The following is a 23,240-nucleotide window of genomic DNA, read 5'->3' as shown; positions in this document are numbered from 1 at the left end:
CGAGCATGCCGGCAGATTCGTCATTGATGTTTAATTGAACTATCGTACCCTTTAGTATAACAATGCATCATCTCTGCAGTCCCCGAAAGAGTTAATGCACAATGAGGACTGGGCAACTTGATAGCTGTGAAACCTTGTGGCTGACACTTCCAAGCATCATTTCTTTTATGCCACTTAGCCCACGGCTCCCAATAATAATGAGTTGCTGCTCGGTATCCCCTGCATATTTTAATATTTCATGTGCAGGATCTCCCTTAAGATGAACTGTTTCCGGGTTAATCCCCGCAGATTTTAATTTAGATTTGGCTTGTTGCAGCTGTTCCAAACTCGCTTTCTCCATTTCGTTCAATATTTCTTCCAAGAATTTCTCTGGTACATATGTCATGCCATTCGACACATATTCTTGGCTGACATTAACCAAGGTAACTTGAGTTTGTTTGTTTCGGGCTATCTCAATGGTTGCATCGAGTAGTTTGTTCGTTATTTCAGCTTTATCAATGGTCATCATAATTTTGTCAAACATATTTATCATCCTTTCCGTGGCAGCTCGTAACTATTTCGGCTACCTACAAAACGGTTTCTTGCTGCTCCTATACCGACTAAAAAGAGCAAGACCGCAGCGCCAAGCAGAATGAAAAGTGGCAGGTTCCAACTATTTGTCGCATCATGCAGATATCCTATAAGAGCAGGACCGACTGCGGCAAAAAGATATCCGATCGATTGCGCCATGCCAGATAGTTTCGCTGCTTGATGCGCATTTTCAGTACGTAACCCGAAAAACATCATGGACAAACTAAAGGCGAAGCCTCCACCAATTCCGAGCATGATGATCCACAACAGAATCATATTGGAGCTTCCGTAAAGAAGTCCAATCGTTCCCGTCAAAAGCAAAATGGTTGTAATGACCACTAACAACCGTTGGCTAGACATGCGCCCAGCAATAACGGGGACAATAAAGGCAAATGGAAGCATAGCTAACTGCATGATCGAGAGGTACCATCCTGATTGGTTTGGATCAATTCCTTGCTGCTTTAAAATTTCAGGCAACCATGCGATCAAAACATAGAAAACCATGGACTGTATACCCATAAACAAGGTTACTTCCCAGGCAATGAGGGATTGCCAAACATTCACATCGTTGCTGGCCATTTGTTGACTCGTCGTGGTTGTTTGCTTTGTTTGATTTCTTAATTGGGGTAACCAACAGAGGATTGATACAAAGCTTAGAATCCCCCATATTCCCAATGCTCCCTGCCATTTTAGACCTGCGTTTACAGCTAGAGGCACACTGATTCCCGATGCGATTGCTCCACATAAACTCATTGAAATGGAGTAAACACCTGTCATGGAGCCAATTTTATTTGGGAAATCCCTTTTGATTATACTTGGCAATAATACATTACATACGGCAATTGCGAATCCAAGAATTGCTGTCCCAATAAACAGATTAGCTGCGCCAGATAAAGAACGTATTACAATACCTACAGTCAGAAAGAGTAAGGCGATCATTATGATACGTTCAACCCCATACCTTTGTCCTAATTTTGGTACTAGAGGCGATAATAAAGCAAATGCAAGCAAGGGTACCGTTGTGATCAGGCCTGCTAATGTATTTGAAATATGAACGTCATCCCTTATCAGACTCACTAAAGGACTAACTGATGTTAAGGGAGTACGTAAATTAGCTGCAATAACAATAATGCCGAGAATGATCAGCCCTATAGAGGATGGTACGGCTTTATTATTTTGTTTGTTCGGCATTCTTAATTTCTCCTTCCTGAATTCTTACGTATTATTTACTTCCTTCTGATTGAAAAAAAAAAAAAAAAAAAAAAAAAAAAAAAAAAAAAAACGATACATCCGCGCGAATAAATAAAGTATATTATAATATACTTTATTTATCAATAAGTACTTTATAATATACTTTCATTCATCTAAAAACAAAAATACAACTCTGAAATTCCCGTCATGGAATTCAGAGTTGTATTTAATAAGTGGAGTTTTCGACTTTAGAAATCGTACTTTAAGGATATATGGAGCACTGTTTCGCTATCCGTATGATTGGTATAAGAATGAGGACAATCTGCACGAAAACTGATAGTATCATATTGATTCAATGTGTAAATCTCTCCATTGACTTGAATTTCAATGGAACCAGTCATGACTGTCGCAATTTCAGTTGTATTGACATGATGACCTTCAGGCTGATACGAGCTATTTGGCTGTAAGTAAGCCCGACACATTTCAATATCGTTACTTTTAAAGATTGGTTCAATGATCCAATTTTTTTGATCATTAGAAAACCGCAGTCCTTCACCTGCTCGATACAAACTAGCAGAGTCTTCTGATTTGAATAAAGCCAATAGCGGTAAAGATATACCTTTTGAAATTTTCCATATAATCGCCAAAGTTGGATTTGTCTCGCCACGTTCGATATTCCCCAGAGTAAGTTTGCTTACGCCCGTTAGTTCCGATAAGTCGTCTAAGCTCATGCTTTTTTCTTTTCTGTACTTTTTCAAGGCAACACCGATTTGTAATACAATTTCTTTTGATTCATTGATTTCATCCATTAGATTCACCTCAACAAAAAACAGTTATAGCTAGTATATTATTTATTTAAATTCTTTTCCATACGAGTAGTATTTGATGGTGGACTACACGCCTATGAAAAAATAATCTACCCGTTTAGTTTAATGAAACTTCGTCAGTCTAATACTTTTTCACTCTATATGTTTATCTTCTTTTGACATATCATAGACATTTGCAATAGCAGTTCCCGTTGCATATGGCACATAAAAAAATAAGACTGAAATCACCACTTTCTCAATTGGTGATTCCAGTCTTTAATTTACATAATCCAAGAAAACAGGTGATCGCAGCCGACCGCTTTGGGTCCAGTTTCTTGTCTTAATTCGAGCCATGATCCGGGGTTCCATATAGGCAAAATTCTTGTCTTCCTTGAATACTAATCGTTTCTTCACGAGTTCTATCGTTTTTTTGTGGCTTGGTGATACACCTGATTCAATGATCCCAACAGGAAACTTAGAACCATCAGCAGCATCAATGGATGCTAGTAAAGCAAAATTATTTTTCCTATACCCAGAAATATAGACATCCGCATAGGTCCAATTAATGACCTTTTGCCATTGGATCGAGCGTTTCTCGATTTCGTAGTGGTTATGCTCTTTTTTGGACTTCATCACGATTCCCTCAAGACCCCGACCACGAACTTGCTCGAAATAATCGACCGCATTCCCCTCGAACACGTTAACTTTTTTATAGTGCTCATTTTCATTAAAAGCCTTATCCAATAGCTCTTTACGTTTGAGCAAGCTAAGACCCGTTACGTCAATTCCTTTATAGCGCAAAATGTCAAAAGCACAAAAAACCACAGGCTTTCTATTCTTTTTCGCAAAAAGCCTCACGGATAATGCTTCAAAATCTGGTTTCCCTTGATCATCCATCACAATCAATTCACCATCAAGAATAGTCCCTTCAGGCACAGGACAATTCAATAATTCGGGAAATTTGTGCGTAATCAAATCATTGTGTCTCGTGTACACATACAGTGTATCCATATAGAAATAATAAATCGTAAACCATCTAATTTTAACTCTACTATATGATTCTTACTATAAAATGGCTTATTATTCTTGGCATTATACAGTAGCATAGGAGAAATGAACATGTGATATCACCCTATACAGAATGATACTTCAACATGACGCTTCTGACTAATGGTACTTGAAGGAATTGTTGTATAGATTCGATCCTCGATCATCAACATGAGTGTTAGTATAATACACGCAATCTAACTCATCGCATTCATTAGACTCTAGTTTTGTTGCTCTTAATTTTTAGTTTTATTATTTCAATTGCTTCTATTTGATTGTTAGTATCTATTTCTCTAAAAGCATTAATTAACTCCTTTTCTAAGGTACTAAGCTCATAATCAGTTCCTACATGATTTGATATATTTCGGCTTTCAGTGTTTAATAACCATTCTAAAGAACATTCAAATTTTAAATGTATAGAAACTACAGTTTCTACAGACGGATTACATTTCCCAGACTCTATATCGCTCAAACTCCCTTGAGAAACGCCTATTAGCTTCGAAAATTCAATTTGATTTAGATTATGTAATTTCCTTAGTCTTTTTATATTTTCACCTATGGCTTTCAAAGAAATCCCTCCAAAATGATACGGTTTATGACATGAGTCATTACAGAGAATTTCAATTAGATTTTTCTTAGTTATTTCGTACCCCAGTAAACTATCAATAAAGAAATTAACTTCAAAAAAAAGAAAAACCCCGATGTATCAAGGCTTTGAGCCTCATCGGGAAGATCTTAGTTGTGACAATCTACGTTCCAATTCTATGACAAATGACGTTCCAAACGACGACAAACTGAATTACAACTCACACTTAGTCAATTTCTCTATTGCGATGGAACCAACCGCTGCCGCGAAGCCTCAAACAGCAGCACCGTCGCGGCCATCGCGACGTTCAGCGATTCCGCTTTGCCCTGCATCGGAATAATCACCTGCACATCCGACTGTGCAGCGACCTCCGGCGACACGCCCTTGGCTTCGTTGCCGAGGATCAGCCACGTCGGCTGCCGCAGGTCCGTGTCGTAGCACGAGCGCTGCGCTTGCAGGCTCGTGGTCACCAGCCGCACGCCGCGCTCACGCGCACGCGGCAGCAGCTCGAGCAGATCTGCCTCCACAATCGGCAGATGATACATCGATCCCATCGTCGAGCGGATCGTCTTGGGATTGTACAGATCGACCGTGCCGCGGCCGAGCACAACAGCCTTGGCCCCGACGGCATCCGCGCTGCGGATGATCGTGCCCAGGTTGCCCGGGTCCTGAACGCCGTCCAGGACGATCACAAGATCATGCTCGCCGGCGAGCAGCTCGTCCATGCCAAGCTGCGGCCGAGCCACAACGGCCAGAACCCCCTGCGGCGTCTGCGTATCTGAGCATTTTTCCAGCACAGCCTGGCTGACGCCGACCCATTCCACAGATTGGGCGCCCTGCTCAGCTAGTCCAGCAGGAACCCCTTTTTCCAAACTATACATAATGGTCTCCACCGGAGCTCCCGAACGCAATGCTTCCTCAACCAGATGGTAACCCTCAATGATATATTTCCCTTGTTTGTCCCTGCCCTTGCGTTCTAAAAGCTGCGCCCATTCTTTGACTCTGGCATTCTGAACAGACATAATTTCCGTATGTGCACTTGTCATTTATCTTTACCTACTCTGCGAAAGTCACTTCAAAAGTTTGAAGATCTGAATTTTTTCCTACAATAACCAGAATATCGTCCAATCTAAGCGGTTCTTCCGCACTTGGCGGAATAATCAGCTGTTCATTTTGTTTGATCGCAATGACATTGCAGCCATATTTAGCCCGGATATCCAGCTGTTTGAGGCTTTTACCTATCATTTGTTTGGAAACCTTAATCTCAACGATACTGTAATCGGCAGATAGTTCTATGTAATCGATAATATTAGATGAGATCAGATGATGCGCCACACGCTGTCCCATATCTCTTTCCGGATAAACGACTTTGTCTGCGCCAATTTTCTTTAACACTTTCCCATGCAGATCATTTACAGCTTTCACTACAGTCGTAGGTATGCCCATTTCTTTGAGGATTAATGTAGTCAGAATACTCGCTTGAATATCCTCTCCAATAGCCACAACCACAACGTCAAAATTACGAATACCTAGAGCTCGCAGCGCTTCTTCATCCGTAGAATCTGCTTGAACGGCATGTGTGACGAAAGCTGAAACCTCTTGAACCGTCTCTTCACGATGATCAATAGCAAGGACCTCAAACCCTAATTGTGACAATGTTTTAGCGACGCTAGACCCGAATCTTCCCATTCCAATAATCGCAAATTGCTTTCTCACCGTTGGCGTGTCCTCCAAATTCCTAAGATGATTATATTATAACATACACACGGTACCCATCTCACTATGCATGAAAAGGTGGCGAAGTATGGAAGGATGAACGGTTAGAAACTTGCGCATATTAATAACGATAACGAAATGGAAGCGAGGTCCACGAATGAACATCACCTTAAGACAGGCCATCGTCCAGCGAGTCCAGAATAAATCGAATAATGAGCTTCAGGAAGTTATTGAGGATTCCATCGGCGGAGAAGAACGGGTTTTGCCCGGACTTGGTGTGCTTTTCGAAATCATCTGGCAGCATAGTGAGGCAAATATTCAAAACCAACTCGTAGAAACACTCAAAGAACATCTCGAATGACTACAACATCTTGCTGGCTAGGGGGTTGCCTGTGGCATTCCCTTAGCTGGTTTTATCCTATTCCGGAAATTTACAGGCAGCAGGAAATCTCCCTTGAAGACGGTGAATTGCGGTGCCACTCAGAAACGATTCCCAAGCTGGTCTTAGTATGTTTAAAATGTCATGAAACGTCTCAAATGGATAATAGGCCGTTCCTTCTTCTTTCAAATACCTAGCAAGACTCGCTCGCGCAAAAATCCAATCGGCAAAGCCGGAGCCATAATAGTCACTGCTGCCATCACCGATGTAAATGACAAGCCATCCTTCCTCTTTGAGCTGCTTAACAATACTTGCCTTGCAGCACCCGCACCATTTGCATGCTTGATTCGTATTCTGAACCCCGAACTGAAATTGACCATCCTCCAAATAGGTAATTGGATTACCGATCACTCGGTCTACTGTCACCTGTTCACGACCTAAAATTTGCTCAATATAATAAAGCATCCCATCACTTAAAATCGTAACAGGTACATCTTTCTTCTGGCAAAAATCAATAAAATCCCGCGCGCCATCCCGCAAATACACACTCTCAATCAGCTGATCAACCTGCTCCTGCCGACCTTCCAGCATGGGGTAAGCCGCTTCAATCCAAGCCAGAGAACCAACCTTTTTCTCTCGAAAAAGTCTCGATGCAAGGGTTACCTGAGGTTCATTTAGCACATCTAATCCTGCCATTAATACATCGCCAACATCCTGATCCATCAATGTTCCGTCAAAGTCTGTCACGACAGCAATCTTTTGCATGACCAGCTTGTCCCCCCTTTTAAACTCAGATTCCGATAATCTTAATTTTCTATAAAATAACCCAAAAAACCTGCCCAAAAGGACAGGTTCCTACTTCAACTATTTTACTCTCACCACTTCAACTTATAACTTAGCCCACTCAAGACCGCAGAAAGCATCAATTGGAGACTCTCCACGAAATGGCTGCTTGCCAACCATACATTTAACAATTTCCTTCTGTACAGCCAAAGTAGCGTTATATGCGTTGATCATCGTAGGCATTGACGGGAGTTCATAGAGCGTGTACGGATTTCCAAGCGAGATAAACAGGGTCGGCACCTGTGTAGGGTACCATTTGAAGAGTCCTCCTGTTTCTTGTGGTGAAAGCCGCATGGAATTTTGCATGAATCCGGGTGATTTCTGAACAAGAAAGACAACCGCATCTATTTCATTACCCTCTTCTTTCACCGCATATTCCCGGACGACAGTAAAACCTTCTTCACTCAGCATTCGGGCAAATTCGTCCCCCGTTGCAGCCTTATCGGCAAAAAAGGAAGCCTCATCCGAAGCAGCCAATAGTAAAATCCGTTTCTGCTTTTGCGGGGTTAGAGGTAGAAGGCCCTGAGTGTCCTTAACCAGCGTTACCGATTTGCTCGCAATTTCCGCTGCAAGCTGCAGATGGTCAGCTGAACCTACCACGTCAAGATCCCTTTCATCCGTATGAGTCAAATGTAGACCAAGTGACGCTTTCAGAGCCAGTATTCTTGTGACCGCCTCATTCAGCCGCTCCTCCGTGAGCACGCCGTCCTGGACGCCCTGAAGCATAGCCTGAAAATCTTCCTGCATATCATTCGTAAACAGGAACATGTCAACACCCGACGCAATACATTGCGGAATGATATCTTTACGTCGGCCAAAGCTCGTCATGCCAATCATCGAGGTAGCATCGGAAACGATAAGTCCGTTAAACCCAAGCTCCTCCCGTAGAAGCTTCATGTTCAGTTCAGGCGATAAGGATCCCGGTGTATGCTTGGTTCTTACGTCCGTGATTCCCAATTCTTCATAATAGCTTGGCAGCGTGATGTGAGCGCTCATGACCGTCTTGACCCCATTCTCGATCGCTGATCTATACACACGGCCGTAGGTCTCGCGCCACTCTTTCATCGTTAACGTATTATTCGTCAGCACCTTATGCTGATCTCGGTCATCCATGCCGTCACCAGGCCAGTGCTTCACGCAAGCAGCCATCCGGTTGTTCTTCTGAATAGCATTCATAACAGGTAGAGCAGTTTGTTCCACGATACTCGGCGTATCACCGAATGCGCGAATGTTGACGATGGGATTTTGATAGTTGTAATTGATATCAATGACCGGTCCGTACACCCAGTTGAACCCCAAAGCGTGACCCTCGGCTTCTATTACAGCTCCAAACGAGGTTGCTAGGTCTGGATCGTTTGCAGCAGCCAACTGCATGTTAGAGGCCAGATTCGTACCATCGACTGCCCCGCCTTGTCCGCCATTTTCAAGATCCCCAGAAACCAGCAGCGGTATTTTACTGCGCTTTTGCAAGTCACGGATGATAGCTGCCTGATGCTGCTTCGTTGCATTTGGGGAAAATCCAAATACATGGACTCCCCCAGGGCCAATACTAAGCAAATCCTTTTTGGCTCCAGTATCAAACGGTAGATCGACAGTAATGAACAGTTGGCCCACTTTTTCTTCCAAAGATAATTCACGTAATGTTTCGTTGACCCATTGAATCGCTTCTTCGTCCAAATGAAACGGTTTTACTTTCAGATTAACCATGCCTGTCTCCCCCCTTTTATCGCGTACTAACGCTTACTTTACTTTGCGAGATGGCGTTCAAGTTCTTTAAATCGTCAGCTAACATCTCTTCGGAATATTGCCCTTGCCCAAAGCCAATCATTGCTCGTAGCGGCATATATCTCATCATAGCCATCAGCATGTCGGGATTGTCGCCCAAAAGAGCGTCAAAGCCGAATTTCCCTATAAATTCTTTCGCTTTATCTGCCGTGAGCGGATTAGCCATCAAATCGCCGATTAGTGAGTTGCGATTATACGTCCCCAGCAGGGTGACCGTAGATTCAACCTCAATCGTTGTTCTCAGAACGATATCTCGTGAAGATTTTCCAACCAAGATGTCAAATGCCCCGGTTTCCACATGCCAATCGCCGATTTGAACGTTGTAGTACGCGAAAGCCCTTTGATCCAAAACAAAGGTAACGGTTTGCTTTTCTCCTGGCTGCAGCTCGATTTTTTGGAAGCCTTTTAGCTCTTTTTGCGGCCGATTGACGCTGCTCTGGACGTCCTTGACGTAGAGTTGAACGATTTCTTTTCCGGCATAGTTCCCTGTATTTTTCACAGTAACTTGGACGGTAACCGTCTCATTATCTTTGATCGCTGATTTATCTACTCGCAGGTCGCTATATTCGAAATTGGTATAACTGAGGCCGAACCCGAATGGGAATAAAGGCTCAATCTCTTTGGTGTCGTAATAACGATAACCGACAAATACGCCTTCTCTATATTCCACTTTGTCTTCCTCTCCCGGGAAATTCAAGAAAGATGGGTTGTCACTTAGTTTCACCGGGAACGTTTCCGCAAGCTTGCCGCTCGGATTCGCAAGGCCAAACAACAAGTCTGTTACCGCACCTCCAAAAGCTTGCCCCCCCAGATATCCTTCCAACACGGCTTTCGCTTTGCCGATCCAAGGCATTTCAACTGGCGAGCCATTGCTCAAAATAATGATGAGGTTGCTTTGAACTTCCCCCACCGCTTCGATCAGTGCGCGATGATTGGCGGGAATGGCCATATGCGTGCGGTCGTATCCTTCTGATTCGTAACGATCAGGCAATCCAACAAATAGTACCGCTACATCCGCCTTTGCCGCTGTTTCCTTTGCTTCCCTTACCAAATCTTCATCGATTTCGTCGCTATCCAGCTTGTAGCCTTGCGAATAAATGATTTGGACCGCATCTCCGGCGACACTCCTCATTTCTTCAAGCGCATCATCCAGCTTGGTCGGATTGACATGGGAGCTGCCGCCGCCTTGGTAACGCGGGTTTTTGGCAAATTCACCGATGACAGCAATCTTTCCTTGCTTGCGAAGCGGTAAGATATCCCCTTCATTCTTGAGAAGCACCATGCTTTCATGTGCAGCCTCTCGAGCCAACCGATGATGGGCTGCAGTATCGTAAACAGCGTCTGTCTTACGGCTATCTGCCGCTTTAAAGATGAAGGTCAACATCCGTTCGACCGCAAGGTTGAGCGTTTCCTCCGAAAGCTCGCCGCTTTTTATTGCCGCAACAATCTTTGCATCCCCGATGCCAGCGCTTGAAGGCATTTCCAGTTCCAAGCCAGCCTGGAGAGATTTTACACGTTCGTTAACCGCACCCCAGTCTGAAACTACAAAGCCTTCAAAGCCCCATTCATCCCGCAAAACCTCTGTTAGCAAAAAAGCGTTCTCCGAAGCATATTCGCCATTTTGTACGAACACATCACACTCCACGGCTGTGACTGCTTAACAGCGCCTTCAAAGCTGGCCAAATAAATTTCCCGCAGCGTGCGCTCGTCAATAACGGCATCAACGGACATTCTCCGATGCTCCTGATTATTCGCGGCAAAGTGCTTAAGCGAAGTGCCTACACCCTGACTTTGTACGCCTTTAATGTGATTAGCCGCCATTTCTGAAGAAAGATACGGATCTTCCGAAAAGTATTCGAAATTTCTGCCGCACAGAGGCGACCTTTTGATATTGGCTCCCGGGCCAAGAAGAACCGCAACGTCTTCCGCCTGGCATTCCTTCCCCAATGCTTCGCCTACTTTGCCGATTAGCTCCCGATTCCACGAAGCGGCCATGCCCGCGGCCGATGGGAAGCAGGTAGCAGGCACACTGTTATGAAGACCTAGGTGATCCGCGTCTTTTTTTTGTTTCCGTAAGCCGTGAGGACCATCTGTCACCATGAGTGACGGGATTCCAAGCCGCGCTATCCCTTTGGTATGCCAGAAATCCAAACCCGAGCATAAGCCGGCCTTTTCCTCCAGCGTTAATTGGGAAATTAGGTCTTGAATTTTCGAATTCATAGCTATTCCTCCAGTAAATAATAATTAGTTTAAAACTGCATGGGCAAATACACATTTGCCAAACGGCTAAGATCAGCTCCTGTCTCTCAGCCATTGAGGAACGTAGATGCCTTATTTCTCAAATTTATCAGGCAGTGGTCAGCTGGAGGGAACGTCAGTGCGTTATTTTCTCAAATATCCTTGAAAAAAGAGGATTTGTGGCAAATAGCGAATCGTAGATCCCTTTCATCGCAAATTCATGGTTTTTCAGTGAAATAGCGAACTCTCGTTCCTTTTTCAGCATCAATTACTAAGGAATTGGCTTCTTATAAATTAAAACTTAGCCAAATACAAACGGCTTTACTTCCGGAAGCGGCGGAATAGGCTGCGTCAACATATAGCTAAAGCTGTATTGACCGGAGCCTGCTTCTAAGCTCACACCCGTGTCCGTAACCTCAACATTGCATATACCTGCAGCCTGTATAAGTGCTGTTCCACTTTCTGTCACACCATCCTCACTAGCATATGGCAGGCGAATTTCAGCCGTTGTATTCGGCGGAATTACCACCTGAATGTCTAATCGTTCACCATCCAATTTCGTCCAGCGGCAGCTAACCTCTCCGTACATCGTGTCGATACGCCCCTCTGCAAATGTCAGACCATCGCCAGGCTGAGGACGGATAATCACCCGTTTATAGCCCGGCTGCTGTTCATCCGTATCAATTCCGGCAACAACACGGTACAACCAGTCTCCAATGGCTCCGTAGGCATAATGGTTAAATGAATTCATATCCGGGCTCCAAAAACTGCCATCCGGCTTAATTCCATCCCAGTGCTCCCATATAGTTGTCGCGCCTTTGGTCACTTGATACAGCCAGGAGGGATAATCCTGCTGAAGTAACAGCTTATAAGCGAATTCCGATTTGCCGTTATCGCTCAGCACGTGGTTCAAATAAGGAGTTCCGACAAAACCGGTTGTAAGATGGTACTTCTCCTCTTCGAGCAGTTCCAGCAGCTTGTGCACGGCACGTTCCTTGGCTTCGCCCTCGACAAGTCCAAACATAAGGGACAGCACCTGTCCCGTCTGAGTAGGCACAGATAAACGACCCGTAGGCGTGACGAACTCCTGCGTAAAAGCATCGAGAATGTGCGTATGCAGATCTGCATAACTTTCCGCTTCCTCTGACCTCCCCAGCACCACAGCTGCTTTCTGCACCAACGACACGGAATAGGCATAGTACGCTGTTGCGACAAAATCTCGTGCCGTAGCCCCTATATAGCTGTCTGGCCGAGAATCCAAAGCAAGCCAATCCCCGAAATGAAAGCCGGAATTCCACAAATATTCGTTGTCGCCTTGACGTCTGATGAATTCTACCCATGCTTTCATACTGTCGTATTGTTCTTCTAGCACACGCTTATCTCCATAGCATAAATAGAGTGTCCATGGAATGATGACCGCCGCATCCCCCCAAGCAGAAGCAGACTGTGCCTTTTCACTCAAAACATTCGGAACCACAAACGGTACGCCTCCATCAAGCTCCGCTTGCTCGACCTTCAAATCATGAAGCCACTTCCGAAAGAACGGCACTACATTCGACAAATAGGCGGACGTACGGGCAAACACCTGAGCATCCCCAGTCCAACCCAGCCTCTCGTCTCTTTGCGGGCAATCCGTAGGGACATCCAGAAAATTGCCTTTCAGCCCCCACCGGATATTATGCTGAAGCTGGTTGACAAGCGGATCGGAGCATGTGAACTCACCCGTTGTTTCCATATCGGAATGCAGCACGATACCCGTAAAATCCTCAAGTCGAATCGGTTCTGGAAACCCAACAAGCCGGATATACCGAAAACCCTGGAAAGTAAAATGAGGTTCGAAAGTTTCTCTTTCTCCTCCTTTGAGCACATAGCGGATCGTTTGCTTCGCCTTACGGATGTTGTCCAAGTAGAAGTTGCCTTCATGATCCAAAATCTCGGCATGACGGATGCTGACCTCCTGGCCAGCGTCTCCCTGCACGGTAAACCGGATCCATCCAACCATGTTTTGGCCCATGTCGATGACAGTTTCGCCCTTGGGGGTCGTGATGAGCTCGATAGGTTGGATGCTCTCAATTTTACGTACTGGCACATTCTCCTGAGCCACTAAAATATCTTTGCTTTGTTCGATCACATCGGCAGGATACCAACCGCTGTCATCGTAATCTCCAAGACTCCAATTGGGTCGCTCCAACCGTGCATCATATGTTTCACCATCATAGATTTCCGACATCAAGATTGGACTTCCTGATACTTTCCAACTGTTATCAGAAACGATAACCTCTTGCCTTCCATCCGCATAATCAATGTGGATTTGCACCAAAAGTGCTGTTCGGTTTCCGTAATGCTCGTTTTTACCGTCCCAGCCAAGAACGCCTTTATACCAACCGCTGCCTAGTAAGGCGCCAATCCCGTTCTTTCCGCTGCTCAGCAGTTCCGTAACATCATAAGTTTGGTATTGAAGACGGTGCTTATAGCTGGTCCATCCTGGGGCAAAATAGTGGTCCCCCACCCTTTTCCCATTCAACTCTAATTCATAGATACCAAGCGCTGAGGCGTAAACACGGGCTGCACTTACTTCTCCATCAATGTGAAAATCGCGTCGAAACATTGGAACCTGATCGGCGCCCGCTAGCAGCGCTGCGGGAGCACTGATCCATTCAGCCGACCACTCCGAAGAATCCATGAATCCGGTTTCAAAGATGGCCTGATCAGACCAGCCAGAACCTAGTCCTTGCTGGTTCCAAGCTTGAACGCGGTAGTGATACCGTTTGCGCGAAGCCATTTGAAGCTCTTTCAATTCCACATGAACCGATTGATCTGAATCCACTTTCCCGGTGTCCCAAACCGTCTGCTGAAAATCTGCGTCTTCCGCCACTTCGATGCGGTAAGCCAATTGTACGACGGCTCTTTCAGTGGCATGCAATCGCCAGCTAATCCTTGGAGACCTGTGATTCAATCCAATCGGATTCACTTGATATTCACAACGAAGATCCTTCACTTTAAACATGACTATGTAACCTCCTACTCTGAATGCACGATCTATTAAAAATAAACGGCTGCAAAATTGTACCCTGTACAACTTGCTTGTCTAGTACTTCATTTATTCCAAAATTCGGAAAACAAAACATCAGGAAATAGTCACTAAAATAAATTCTTATATGCTTAATAAAAACCGTACCCCACCTGTTGTAGAGTACGGTTCATGTTCATCCTTATTTACCTGCCGTTTTTGCCCAAGCATCAATTTGCTTTTGTTTCTCAGCGATGATCTTGTCAAGACCGGCCGTTTTGAGCTTTCCGTTGAATTCAGCAGTCAATGCCGGATCTAACGTACCGCTTTCCAGACCTACTTTATATTGATTGATCACATTAGTCGCAGCAGCAAGTTCTGTTTTAACCGGATCTACGTTAAATGTGAAGCCGACTGCTTTCGATTTAATAGCTTTGTCGTTGTGCGCTTTCGTCAAATCCCAAATTTTCGGGTCCGTACCTTCCCATACATAAGTCAGGAAGTTATTGCCGACTTCCCACTGGTTGAATTGGTAACCGCTTTGCTTGACGCCATCAGGAAGCGCAATGATGTTATCCGCTTTCTTCACATAGTGTTTTCCTTCAATACCCAGGGAGACCAAGTTGGCAATGTCCTTGTCTGTGTACATCATGTTCAAGAATTGCATAGCTCTTTCAGGGTCTTGACTGTTTTTAGTGATCGACATCATGAAACCTGTGATCGAAACGGAAGTTTGTAGAGGTTTCGTCAAACGAACAGCAACCATTTCTTTTCCGGACAAATTCTTTTCCTGCTGCTCAAAGCCCGGCTTCATATTCGATGTATAAGAGAACGCCTTGCCTGCTTTGACCAGGTTAACTCCCGTTTCTTGCGAAGTAGCGATATCTTTCAAAATATAACCTGCTTGATACCATTTACGAGCTAGCCCAATCGCATCTGTAAATTCCTTCGTTTCGAACAGATTTACGATTTTGGTGCTGTTTCCCGGATCGGCAAGTACACCCAGGTTGTCCCCTAATGTATCCACGATAGAGTTGTACATATTGGTTCCCGGCATAGAAGTGTTCGTTTGCTGAACCAATGGCGCCAGTCCTGGCTCGTTCTCTTTGATCGTTTGGAACACAGGATCCAGATCCGCCCAAGTTTTGATTTTGCTCAAATCAATCTTGTACTTGTCCACCAAATCCTTTCTCATAATGATGCCGTTATCGGAGCCAATGTCTCTCAAGCTTGGAACCCCGTATACTTTTCCGTCGATCTTGGATCCATTAATCAAATCCATTCCTACCGTGTCTACAAGACCTTTTCCATGTTTCTTAAGCAAATCGTCTAATGGCTCTAATTGTCCTTTAGCGACTTGGCTGCCAAAGTTGCCAATAATTGAGGAGGAGACCATCAGATCAAGCTTCTCACTTCCTGCCAGCATCAAATTCATTTGTTGAGTCCAAGCGGAAATACTGATCGGCACCAGTTTAACGGTTGCATTGATTTTTTCTTTCGTAATTTTGCTGATTGCCTCAGACACGAGATTCGCTTCAGGCATATCATTTAGCTGTATATACGCCATCGTGATTTCATATGGCTTGGAATTGGCAGGCTTAGCACTATCTGTCGCTGCTTTATTCCCATCATCACTACTGCTGCTGCCGCAAGCTGAAAGCAAGGTCGACGTTGCAAGAACAACACTTAGTAATCCACTAGCTCTTTTCCATTTCTTTTCCATGGTTCATAATCCCCCTAATGTATATGAATAATGGTTGATCTATACTAATCGAATCCGAAGGGATTCAAGAGTAGCCTCGGTCGTTAACCTTTTACAGCACCAAGCGTAAGACCTTTGACAAAAAATTTCTGGAAGAATGGATAGGCGCAGAAGATCGGAACGATTCCGATAACAGCAATAGCCATGCGAACCGAATCTGTCGGTATGTTCGAAGAAGCTTGTGCAGCATTGGTCATGCTGCTCTTCTGAAGGAACTGAATATCGCTAAGCATCCGATTCAGCATATTTTGAATACTGAAGAGCTTGCTGTCGGTTACAAAGATCAATCCATTAAACCAATCGTTCCAATAGGATATACCTAGCATCAGTCCGATGGTAGCCAGAATCGGCAGCGAAAGCGGGAGCACGATGCGGTAAAAAATCTTGAATTCGGAAGCGCCGTCAATATAGGCTGATTCAATAATCGCTGCCGGAATCGAAGTGCTGAAGAATGTTCTGATTAGTAAAATATAAAAGCCGTTCGTCAGCAATCCAGGGATGATAAGCGCCCAAATCGTATTTTTGATATGGAAAAATTCGGTGTAAATCAGATAGGTCGATACAAGTCCGCCGTTAAAGAGCAAGGTGAAAAATACGAGAAACGACATCACTTTGCGAAGCGGCATATCACTGCGTGACAAAGGATAAGCGAGCATCGTCGAGATAGCCAAGCCCACAACAGTTCCGATGATCGTAATGAACACCGTGATGCCATAAGCCCGAAACAGTGAAGCTGAGCTCTTCATCATATACTTGTACGCTTCTAGACTAAACACGCTTGGTAAGAGTGAATAACCATCGTTGATAATTGCCTTCTGATCGGTAAAGGATGCCATAACAAGCAGGACAAACGGGAAGATGCTGGCACAGGCCATGAGAATAAAGATCAGGTTGACCACGTATTGATTCATGTGATTCGATTTCATGATAGCACGCTCCTTTCTTTTAGAATAATGCTTGTTCCGGGCTTTTGCGGCGAATGATAAAGTTAGATACTAGCACCAGAACGAATCCTACGACTGACTGGTAGAATCCTGCCGCTGAAGACATTCCGATGTCGCCGAGCGTCATTAAACCCCGGTATACATACGTGTCGATAACATCCGTTGTTGGCTGTAGCGGGCCTGAATTTAGAGGCACCTGGTAGAACAAACCGAAATCTGAATAGAAGATGCGTCCAATGCTTAACAAGGCCATGATAATGATTGCCGGTGATAGAAGCGGTAGCGTTATCGTACGGATTTGCTGCCATTTGTTCGCGCCGTCTAGCGTCGCTGCCTCATAGTATTCGTTATCGATCCCAACAATGGCTGCCAAGAAGATGATACATAGATATCCCACGTTTTTCCAAATGTTTACCAGTGTTAAAATGTATGGCCAATACTTAGGTTCTGAATACCAGGAGATAGGTTCAATTCCGAATAGCGGTAAAATATGATGATTGAGGAATCCGTTCTCTCCATTCAACATGGCAAGTGCTAAATATCCGACGATAACCATGGAGATCAGATAGGGTAATAGGATGATACTCTGATAAAAACGGGACATAAACCGATTTTTCACTTCATTTAGCAAAATAGCTACAGCCACGGCCAGAGCCAAATTGATGATAATGAAGAGCCCATTGTACAGAATCGTATTTCGGGTAATGACCCAGGCATCAGCGGTTTTAAACAAATATTCGAAATTCTTGAGACCAGCCCAATCACTTCCGAATATCCCTTTGCGGTAGTTAATATTTTTAAATGCGATCACAATCCCAAACATAGGGAGATAATTGTTAATAATCAAATAAATCATGCCAGGCAAGACCATTAAAAATAGCGCACGGTAGCGTTTAAACGTTTTCAACGTCTTCTGCAGCGTACCCGGCTTCCTTACAACCTTTGCTTTTTCGTATAAGACTTCTGCTTTGGTGTTCATCCGGTGTCAACTCCTTCTCTTTATAGGTTTAGTATAGAAGAAGTAGAGCTAAGCTGCTCACCACGAATACGACTTTATACTTTAGGTTTTCCGACATTTTCGAAAAAAAAGACTCCACGCCTATGTTTTAGGGCAGAGTCTTTCTATCTTTTCTCAAATTGCTTTCTATATTCATTAGGATTCATACATACAGCCTTTTTGAAAAGCGTCGAGAAGTAAGAAACATTCGAATAACCCGCTAATAGCGCTATATCGATAATGGATTTATCCGAGCCCGCAAGTAAATCCTTGGCATATTGGATCCGCTGCTGCTGCAAATAGTCGGAAATGGATAAGCCTGTTTCTTTTTTGAACACACGTGTCAAATAATCGGGGTTTAAAAATACGTGAGCCGCGATTACATCTCTGGATAATTCCGATACGGAAATATGAGCCGCAACGTATTGTTTCACCTTTTCAACAACAGACATGCCCCCTTCCGTTGAATGGATCTGATTCATAGCCACCTCGATGACGTATTGCACCCATTCTTCCAAAGCGGTTATAGATCTCAGCACCAATTCCGGCTTTTCCGTGAATAGATTAGCTGCAAACACTTTATTCGCATGTAATCCCTTCATCTGAAGAACGAAGAAAAGCATTTGAAGAAAATCTTGATAGAAGCTGTGCAAGAGCGGAGCGCCAATTCCTTCTCTGGTCTCCCTTAACGATTTGAACAATAACTTAACCTCAGTTAGCAGTTTTTCCTTTGATCCCTGTTTCATCCACTCAGCCCAGTCATTCAAAGATGGAAGCTCTACCTTGCTCTCTCCTTTTCGCACATCCCAAAGCACAATGGTTTCATTAACCATCGAGACATTGTCTCGATCCAAATCATCCATTCTACGCACCATAGGTACGACTTCATGAAGAGATGCGGGTTCGCTGATGTAACCGCATAGATCACAGTAGAAGTATTGATTGCAGGATTGCATGTATTCCTCGCAGACCTCCCGAAGCTCCCTCATTTGATGTTGGCGTTCGTAGGGAATCATGATCAGCAAACATCCATTGTCCGGAGAGATGATCGCTGTATGCTGATTGTTTCGCGTAATCTTCTCTTCCGCAGCATTCTTCAAAGCATATTCCATAATTCGTTCATCCCGCTGATTCAGATTCTTATGCCAACGTCTAACGCGAATCAAAATCAGCACAAACCGCATAGCATCCAAAGACAATAAATTATACTTTTGTAAATGCTCCGTTATCTTTTCCTTGGTGGAGGGAATCGATTGTTGAATCAGATCCAGCCAAAAGCGTTCTTTCATCAATGGCTGATGAGACTCCCATAGCTGGTAATAATGCTTATAGGTCTCTTCGAAAGAAAGAAGCTCTTGATCTTTTTTAATTTTGACCAAAACCTTCAGGATCACATCTTCAAGCTCCTCGTAATCCACAGGCTTGAGTAAGTACTCAAAGCTGTCCAATTGGATCGCACGCTTCGCATATGAAAAATCGGAATGACACGTTAAAAATATCGTCTCTGTTCTTGGATAATGTTCTCTGACCCAGCTCAACAAATCCATGCCGGAGCCCTGGGGCATTTCGATATCGCAGATCATCAAATCAATCGGAGATGTTGCATAGATTTCCTGTGCCTGCTTCATGCTATGGGCCGTATGAACCGTAGAAATATGGAGCTTATCCCAGTCAACGCCAGCCTGTAACCCTCTTACCGCGTGCACTTCGTCATCAACGATTAACACATGAACCATATCACTCACCTCCTGTTGTTGGAACATCTGCGGGTATTCGGATTCGCACGCACGCGCCTTTACCGACTTCATTATAGAAATCTATAGCGGCTGTATCGGCATACAACAAGTGTAGTCTACGTTTGACATTCCAGATCCCGATGTGCTCCCCTTCCTCACTAGTCAAATCTATATTGCTCTTCAATAATTCCAAAATAGGATCTGGAAAGCCTGCTCCTGTATCCTCAATATGAATTACCACCCATTGGTTTTCTTCATCTTCTTCCGTATTCACCCGGATATCGATCCGGATCTGTTCATCCATATTAACAGCATGTTTAATAGCATTCTCTACCATCGTCTGTATGACAAGCGGAGGAATCTGCAGCGAAAGAACAGCTTCTGGCGCTTCGATCTGATACGATAAAATCCCCGGAAATCGAAGCTCTTGAATACGCAAGTAGTTCTGGGTATGAAGCAGTTCATCCTTGAGCGTTACCAAATAGGAAGTACTTCGGAACATAAACCGGAAGTAAGCAACCAGACACTTCGTCATCTCCTGAATTAATTTGAAATCCTTTACTGTTGCCAAGTTGTAGACGATGTTCAACGAATTCAAAAAGAAGTGAGGATTGATCTGAAGCTGCAAATGCTTAAGCTCAGCATGCTGATGCATTAATTTTTCTTCATAGACATTAATTTTCAAATGTTGAATTTCAGTAATCATACGGTTATAGGTTTCGTTCATCATACTAAACTCAGTTGATGTCGGGTAATGCTCGATTTGCGAATTCCAACGGCCATCGCCTAACTTTCTCATTGCTAGGATGATTCGATTGATCGGCAGCAAGAACACTTTTCTCATGTAAAAGATAAAAATCAGCAGAAATACAATGGCTCCCATCGATATGATGGAAGAAATACGTTGAAGATAAGGTAAATTCTCCAATGCGATTTCCTCGGGGATTAAGGCAAATAAATAAAAGTTTCCTTTCTTCGACGGCTCCCCCATCACTAAATAATCCGCATTCGTTCCTGAAAGTGTATATGCCTGATTGGTTAGAGCTAATTGAATGCCTTTCTGTTCAATTAATTGTCCGTGACTCATAGGTTCTAGTTGATCTGAGGTTAAAAGCGCCGCACCGTTAGATCCCAGGTTAATGAGTTGAAGAGGGATCATCAGCTTATTGGCATCTACCCATGCCCCAACATAGACATCACCGGTTTTTATCACATGATAGACATAATGGTTTCCTGCCGATTGCCAAGTATACCATCGATAAACATTTGGAGTCACCGAGGTATCCTGCAGCATCTTTACAATTTCATTTGCCACCTGGTTTCGTTCATCAAAGCTGCTTCCAAAACCTTGAGTCATAAGCAGATCTTTGTTTAGGCTGGAATATATAAAGAACGAATCGATTCCCTTGTAATAGCTGACACTGGTATTGATTGTTTGAAACAGACGAAGTTTGGCTTTCATATAATTATTTTCGTTAGTAATCCTGTCCGTATCCAAATCAAGTAAATCCAAATTCGTTTGGGATAAGTTGATCAAGAAGTTGTCCACCTCTTGCAAATTACGGTCGATCTGCCCCATGTATAAGCTCAGCATGTTTTTATTGGACTGGGCCACTTGGTTGCGAACGACTTGAGCTGAGTAATGGTTGATTATAAGCAGAACGATGATAAGGGGAACAATCGTGAATAATAGTCCAGAGAAAAGCTTGAAACGTAAGGAGTTCAGCCATAATTTCATTTTTCGCATGAAGACGCTCTCCTCTATAAGGTGTAAGGTCTCCCTATTGTACAACGAAGACAGGAACAAAATCACCCTGCGGTGTTCATTGTAAAAAATGACATGTCAAACTGTTGTCAGCTTGCATGTCATTATGGTTTCCACTCAATCTCTAATCTTCCTTAATCTAACAGCTATATACGATGTCCCGGGCAGCTCAATCTGGAAGGCCCCTTCATAAGTCCCAGCCTGCTCATGGATGGTCATATTCCACGTGTCGATAACATCCACTTTGTAACGGATGCCTGGCTTCATGCTGTACTTCCTGAAACTGGGTTGGTTAAAGCCATAATAGTACAAGTAATATTCATCTGGAACGCCCGCTGACGGAGCATCCCACTCGGACTTCAACGGATTCAGACCTTCTGCAGGGCCCTCTGCCATTATTTTGTGCAGGAAGCCGATACGTTCAGGGCTGGTTCCGTGCAGTTTCCCACCCTTGGACCACCAAAGGATGTCCTCGTCATGCAAATAGGTTTCACCATGACCGACATAGCCGCCTCTAATGGCGCCTTCCCAGAAGCGGCGCACCATTTCCTGTCCGGAAATGTTCCCCCAGCCCTGATCAATGTTCCCTTCATACGCGCATTCATCAATGACGATAGGCTTCTGCCACTGCTCCCGCCAATCGTTGGTATTTTCCGCAGTTCGATAAACATCGACCCGCTGGATGCTGCAGTGAGTGATCCAAGGCCGGTTGTAATCGTAGAATCCGAAACAGTTGTGAATGGAGATTAAATGATGATTCGGATCATTCTCCGTTACGATCTTAGCGAAGCGTTCCCAATCCTCCGTCTCCTTCTTCCACATCAAATCATATTCATTGGCGAGCGACCACCAGACATGACGATAAGCCGATAACCGGGCTGTCAGATAACGCAGGTAACGGTCATCTGCAGACTTGGACATTTCGGAGAAGCCCCAACGGTCATAACCATGGAATAAAATCAAGTCTGCTTCGATGCCAAGCTTCCCAAGATCAGCGATTCTATTTTCCAAGTGTTGAAAGAAGGCAGGATTGAATCGCGTATAATCCCAACCTTCCGGGGCGGAACCCTCGTAAGGGTAATAAACAGGCTCATTCGCGTTGAACTGGTACGATTTCGGGAAGACACACATACGCATCTTATTGAAAGGGGAGGATTTTAGTGTAGCTAACGTCTCCTCCTCCAACTCATCGCCTTGATGGGTCCAGACGTAACTGGTGGTACCGACTGGAATATATGGCGTCCCGTCCTCGTAAGCGAAATGAAAGGTATTCTTGACCCGTACCGGTCCATGGTTCCCCTCAACCCTGGCTGTGCATATAAATTGTCCTGTCAGTCCACTAAGGGAGCGCGCGTTACTTTTAGTACTGTACGTCCACGTACCTTCCACATCCGGCATAAAACGGATCCGATAAATACCTTGCCCGTCATAAAAACCTAGTGTACGGACAACTCGGCCTTCAAAACTGAATTCAGCCTCCAAGCTTACATCCACGAACGGATTGCCGTGTTGCGGCCCTTGAAGCGTTAGCTCGTAAACGCCCCATTTTTCAATTTGATCGGGCGCATGGGTTGTCGCTGACCCCAAAGTTACATCATCGTTCTCATAATCGACGGCTGGAGTAATTTCTTCATCCGTTTCTGCTTCAACTTCGATTAGGGACAACTCTGCGAGTATTGTCTCCATCAACTCCGGTGCTATTGTCCAAGCTGGATTGAACGCATTGTACGATGGCAACGTATTTTTCTTAATGAACGAAAGAAATGGGGAATCCTTGAGATGAGGTACATATTTCAAAAGCAAGGCTCTACCTGCTGGACTCGCCCAAATTTGACCTATCTTCGACTCTTCATTAAACGTCATTG

At 44.3% G+C, this 23,240-nt stretch carries 17 protein-coding genes and 1 pseudogene; 1 reads left to right on the top strand and 17 read right to left on the bottom strand.

Features of this window, described 5'->3' with window-relative positions; genetic code table 11:
* Positions 1 to 91 precede the first annotated feature (91 nt).
* From AC58U0_RS30255 to AC58U0_RS30225, 7 genes are all read right to left on the bottom strand, one after another.
* Entirely contained in the window at positions 92 to 523 is a 432-nt protein-coding gene (locus AC58U0_RS30255; protein WP_497382527.1) for a universal stress protein, read from the bottom strand.
* A gap of 5 nt (positions 524 to 528) precedes the next feature.
* Positions 529 to 1,761 (bottom strand): CynX/NimT family MFS transporter, encoded by a 1,233-nt coding sequence (locus AC58U0_RS30250; protein ID WP_171693922.1) that lies wholly within the window; start codon positions 1,759 to 1,761, stop codon positions 529 to 531.
* Positions 1,762 to 2,009: 248 nt separating this feature from the next.
* Positions 2,010 to 2,570 (bottom strand): helix-turn-helix domain-containing protein, encoded by a 561-nt coding sequence (locus tag AC58U0_RS30245; protein ID WP_171689533.1) that lies wholly within the window; start codon positions 2,568 to 2,570, stop codon positions 2,010 to 2,012.
* Positions 2,571 to 2,843: 273 nt separating this feature from the next.
* Positions 2,844 to 3,563: an ATP-dependent DNA ligase gene (locus AC58U0_RS30240; protein WP_497382526.1), complete on the bottom strand. Its 720-nt coding sequence runs from the start codon at positions 3,561 to 3,563 to the stop codon at positions 2,844 to 2,846.
* Between the two features lie 265 nt (positions 3,564 to 3,828).
* Complete coding sequence (locus tag AC58U0_RS30235) at positions 3,829 to 4,182, bottom strand: helix-turn-helix domain-containing protein (RefSeq protein ID WP_497382525.1); 354 nt, start codon at positions 4,180 to 4,182, stop codon at positions 3,829 to 3,831.
* 257 nt (positions 4,183 to 4,439) lie between these two features.
* Entirely contained in the window at positions 4,440 to 5,246 is an 807-nt protein-coding gene (locus tag AC58U0_RS30230) for a TrmH family RNA methyltransferase (RefSeq protein ID WP_497382524.1), read from the bottom strand.
* A gap of 10 nt (positions 5,247 to 5,256) precedes the next feature.
* Positions 5,257 to 5,916, bottom strand: a complete 660-nt coding sequence (locus AC58U0_RS30225) for a potassium channel family protein (protein ID WP_497382523.1) — start codon at positions 5,914 to 5,916, stop codon at positions 5,257 to 5,259.
* Positions 5,917 to 6,073: 157 nt separating this feature from the next.
* Between AC58U0_RS30225 and sspI the strand changes: the two genes are divergently transcribed.
* The gene (sspI, locus tag AC58U0_RS30220) at positions 6,074 to 6,277 is read left to right on the top strand and encodes a small acid-soluble spore protein SspI (RefSeq protein WP_057307674.1); all 204 of its coding nucleotides are present in this window, start codon (positions 6,074 to 6,076) and stop codon (positions 6,275 to 6,277) included.
* Between the two features lie 57 nt (positions 6,278 to 6,334).
* Here the strand turns inward: sspI and AC58U0_RS30215 are convergent, their stop codons facing one another.
* The 10 genes and pseudogenes from AC58U0_RS30215 to AC58U0_RS30170 form a co-directional block, all read right to left on the bottom strand.
* A complete protein-coding gene (locus AC58U0_RS30215) occupies positions 6,335 to 7,060 on the bottom strand; it encodes an MtnX-like HAD-IB family phosphatase (protein WP_497382522.1) in 726 nt (241 codons plus the stop codon).
* Positions 7,061 to 7,183: 123 nt separating this feature from the next.
* Positions 7,184 to 8,845: a glycoside hydrolase family 3 protein gene (locus AC58U0_RS30210; protein WP_497382521.1), complete on the bottom strand. Its 1,662-nt coding sequence runs from the start codon at positions 8,843 to 8,845 to the stop codon at positions 7,184 to 7,186.
* Positions 8,846 to 8,861: 16 nt separating this feature from the next.
* Positions 8,862 to 11,143: pseudogene (locus AC58U0_RS30205) on the bottom strand (glycoside hydrolase family 3 C-terminal domain-containing protein).
* Positions 11,144 to 11,462: 319 nt separating this feature from the next.
* The gene (locus tag AC58U0_RS30200) at positions 11,463 to 14,168 is read right to left on the bottom strand and encodes a family 78 glycoside hydrolase catalytic domain (RefSeq protein ID WP_497382520.1); all 2,706 of its coding nucleotides are present in this window, start codon (positions 14,166 to 14,168) and stop codon (positions 11,463 to 11,465) included.
* Between the two features lie 205 nt (positions 14,169 to 14,373).
* Positions 14,374 to 15,894 carry an ABC transporter substrate-binding protein gene (locus AC58U0_RS30195; protein ID WP_497382519.1) on the bottom strand — a complete coding sequence of 507 codons (1,521 nt, stop codon included), beginning with the start codon at positions 15,892 to 15,894 and terminating at the stop codon, positions 14,374 to 14,376.
* Positions 15,895 to 15,977: 83 nt separating this feature from the next.
* On the bottom strand, positions 15,978 to 16,862 hold the full coding sequence (locus AC58U0_RS30190; RefSeq protein ID WP_497382538.1) for a carbohydrate ABC transporter permease: 885 nt from the start codon (positions 16,860 to 16,862) through the stop codon (positions 15,978 to 15,980).
* Between the two features lie 16 nt (positions 16,863 to 16,878).
* Positions 16,879 to 17,856, bottom strand: coding sequence for an ABC transporter permease (locus AC58U0_RS30185; RefSeq protein WP_060647619.1), 978 nt, complete (start codon positions 17,854 to 17,856; stop codon positions 16,879 to 16,881).
* 143 nt (positions 17,857 to 17,999) lie between these two features.
* Positions 18,000 to 19,610, bottom strand: a complete 1,611-nt coding sequence (locus AC58U0_RS30180; RefSeq protein ID WP_497382518.1) for a response regulator transcription factor — start codon at positions 19,608 to 19,610, stop codon at positions 18,000 to 18,002.
* A gap of 1 nt (position 19,611) precedes the next feature.
* Positions 19,612 to 21,357: a sensor histidine kinase gene (locus tag AC58U0_RS30175; protein ID WP_497382517.1), complete on the bottom strand. Its 1,746-nt coding sequence runs from the start codon at positions 21,355 to 21,357 to the stop codon at positions 19,612 to 19,614.
* 135 nt (positions 21,358 to 21,492) lie between these two features.
* Positions 21,493 to 23,238 carry a DUF5605 domain-containing protein gene (locus AC58U0_RS30170; RefSeq protein ID WP_497382516.1) on the bottom strand — a complete coding sequence of 582 codons (1,746 nt, stop codon included), beginning with the start codon at positions 23,236 to 23,238 and terminating at the stop codon, positions 21,493 to 21,495.
* Between the last annotated feature and the right edge of the window lie 2 nt (positions 23,239 to 23,240).

Source organism: Paenibacillus sp. J31P190 (assembly GCF_059692075.1).
Note: the sequence above shows the minus strand (reverse complement) of the source record. Positions and strands in the feature narration are given on the sequence as shown.

Excerpts from the sequence above, each read along its gene's own strand:
- AC58U0_RS30255 (WP_497382527.1), bottom strand. The coding sequence starts at position 523 with ATGTTTGACAAAATTATGATGACCATTGATAAAGCTGAAATAACGAAC.
- AC58U0_RS30250 (WP_171693922.1), bottom strand. The coding sequence starts at position 1,761 with ATGCCGAACAAACAAAATAATAAAGCCGTACCATCCTCTATAGGGCTG.
- AC58U0_RS30245 (WP_171689533.1), bottom strand. The coding sequence starts at position 2,570 with ATGGATGAAATCAATGAATCAAAAGAAATTGTATTACAAATCGGTGTT.
- AC58U0_RS30230 (WP_497382524.1), bottom strand. The coding sequence starts at position 5,246 with ATGACAAGTGCACATACGGAAATTATGTCTGTTCAGAATGCCAGAGTC.
- sspI (WP_057307674.1), top strand. The coding sequence starts at position 6,074 with ATGAACATCACCTTAAGACAGGCCATCGTCCAGCGAGTCCAGAATAAA.
- AC58U0_RS30215 (WP_497382522.1), bottom strand. The coding sequence starts at position 7,060 with ATGCAAAAGATTGCTGTCGTGACAGACTTTGACGGAACATTGATGGAT.
- AC58U0_RS30210 (WP_497382521.1), bottom strand. The coding sequence starts at position 8,845 with ATGGTTAATCTGAAAGTAAAACCGTTTCATTTGGACGAAGAAGCGATT.
- AC58U0_RS30200 (WP_497382520.1), bottom strand. The coding sequence starts at position 14,168 with ATGTTTAAAGTGAAGGATCTTCGTTGTGAATATCAAGTGAATCCGATT.
- AC58U0_RS30195 (WP_497382519.1), bottom strand. The coding sequence starts at position 15,894 with ATGGAAAAGAAATGGAAAAGAGCTAGTGGATTACTAAGTGTTGTTCTT.
- AC58U0_RS30185 (WP_060647619.1), bottom strand. The coding sequence starts at position 17,856 with ATGAACACCAAAGCAGAAGTCTTATACGAAAAAGCAAAGGTTGTAAGG.
- AC58U0_RS30180 (WP_497382518.1), bottom strand. The coding sequence starts at position 19,610 with ATGGTTCATGTGTTAATCGTTGATGACGAAGTGCACGCGGTAAGAGGG.
- AC58U0_RS30175 (WP_497382517.1), bottom strand. The coding sequence starts at position 21,357 with ATGCGAAAAATGAAATTATGGCTGAACTCCTTACGTTTCAAGCTTTTC.
- AC58U0_RS30170 (WP_497382516.1), bottom strand. The coding sequence starts at position 23,238 with ATGACGTTTAATGAAGAGTCGAAGATAGGTCAAATTTGGGCGAGTCCA.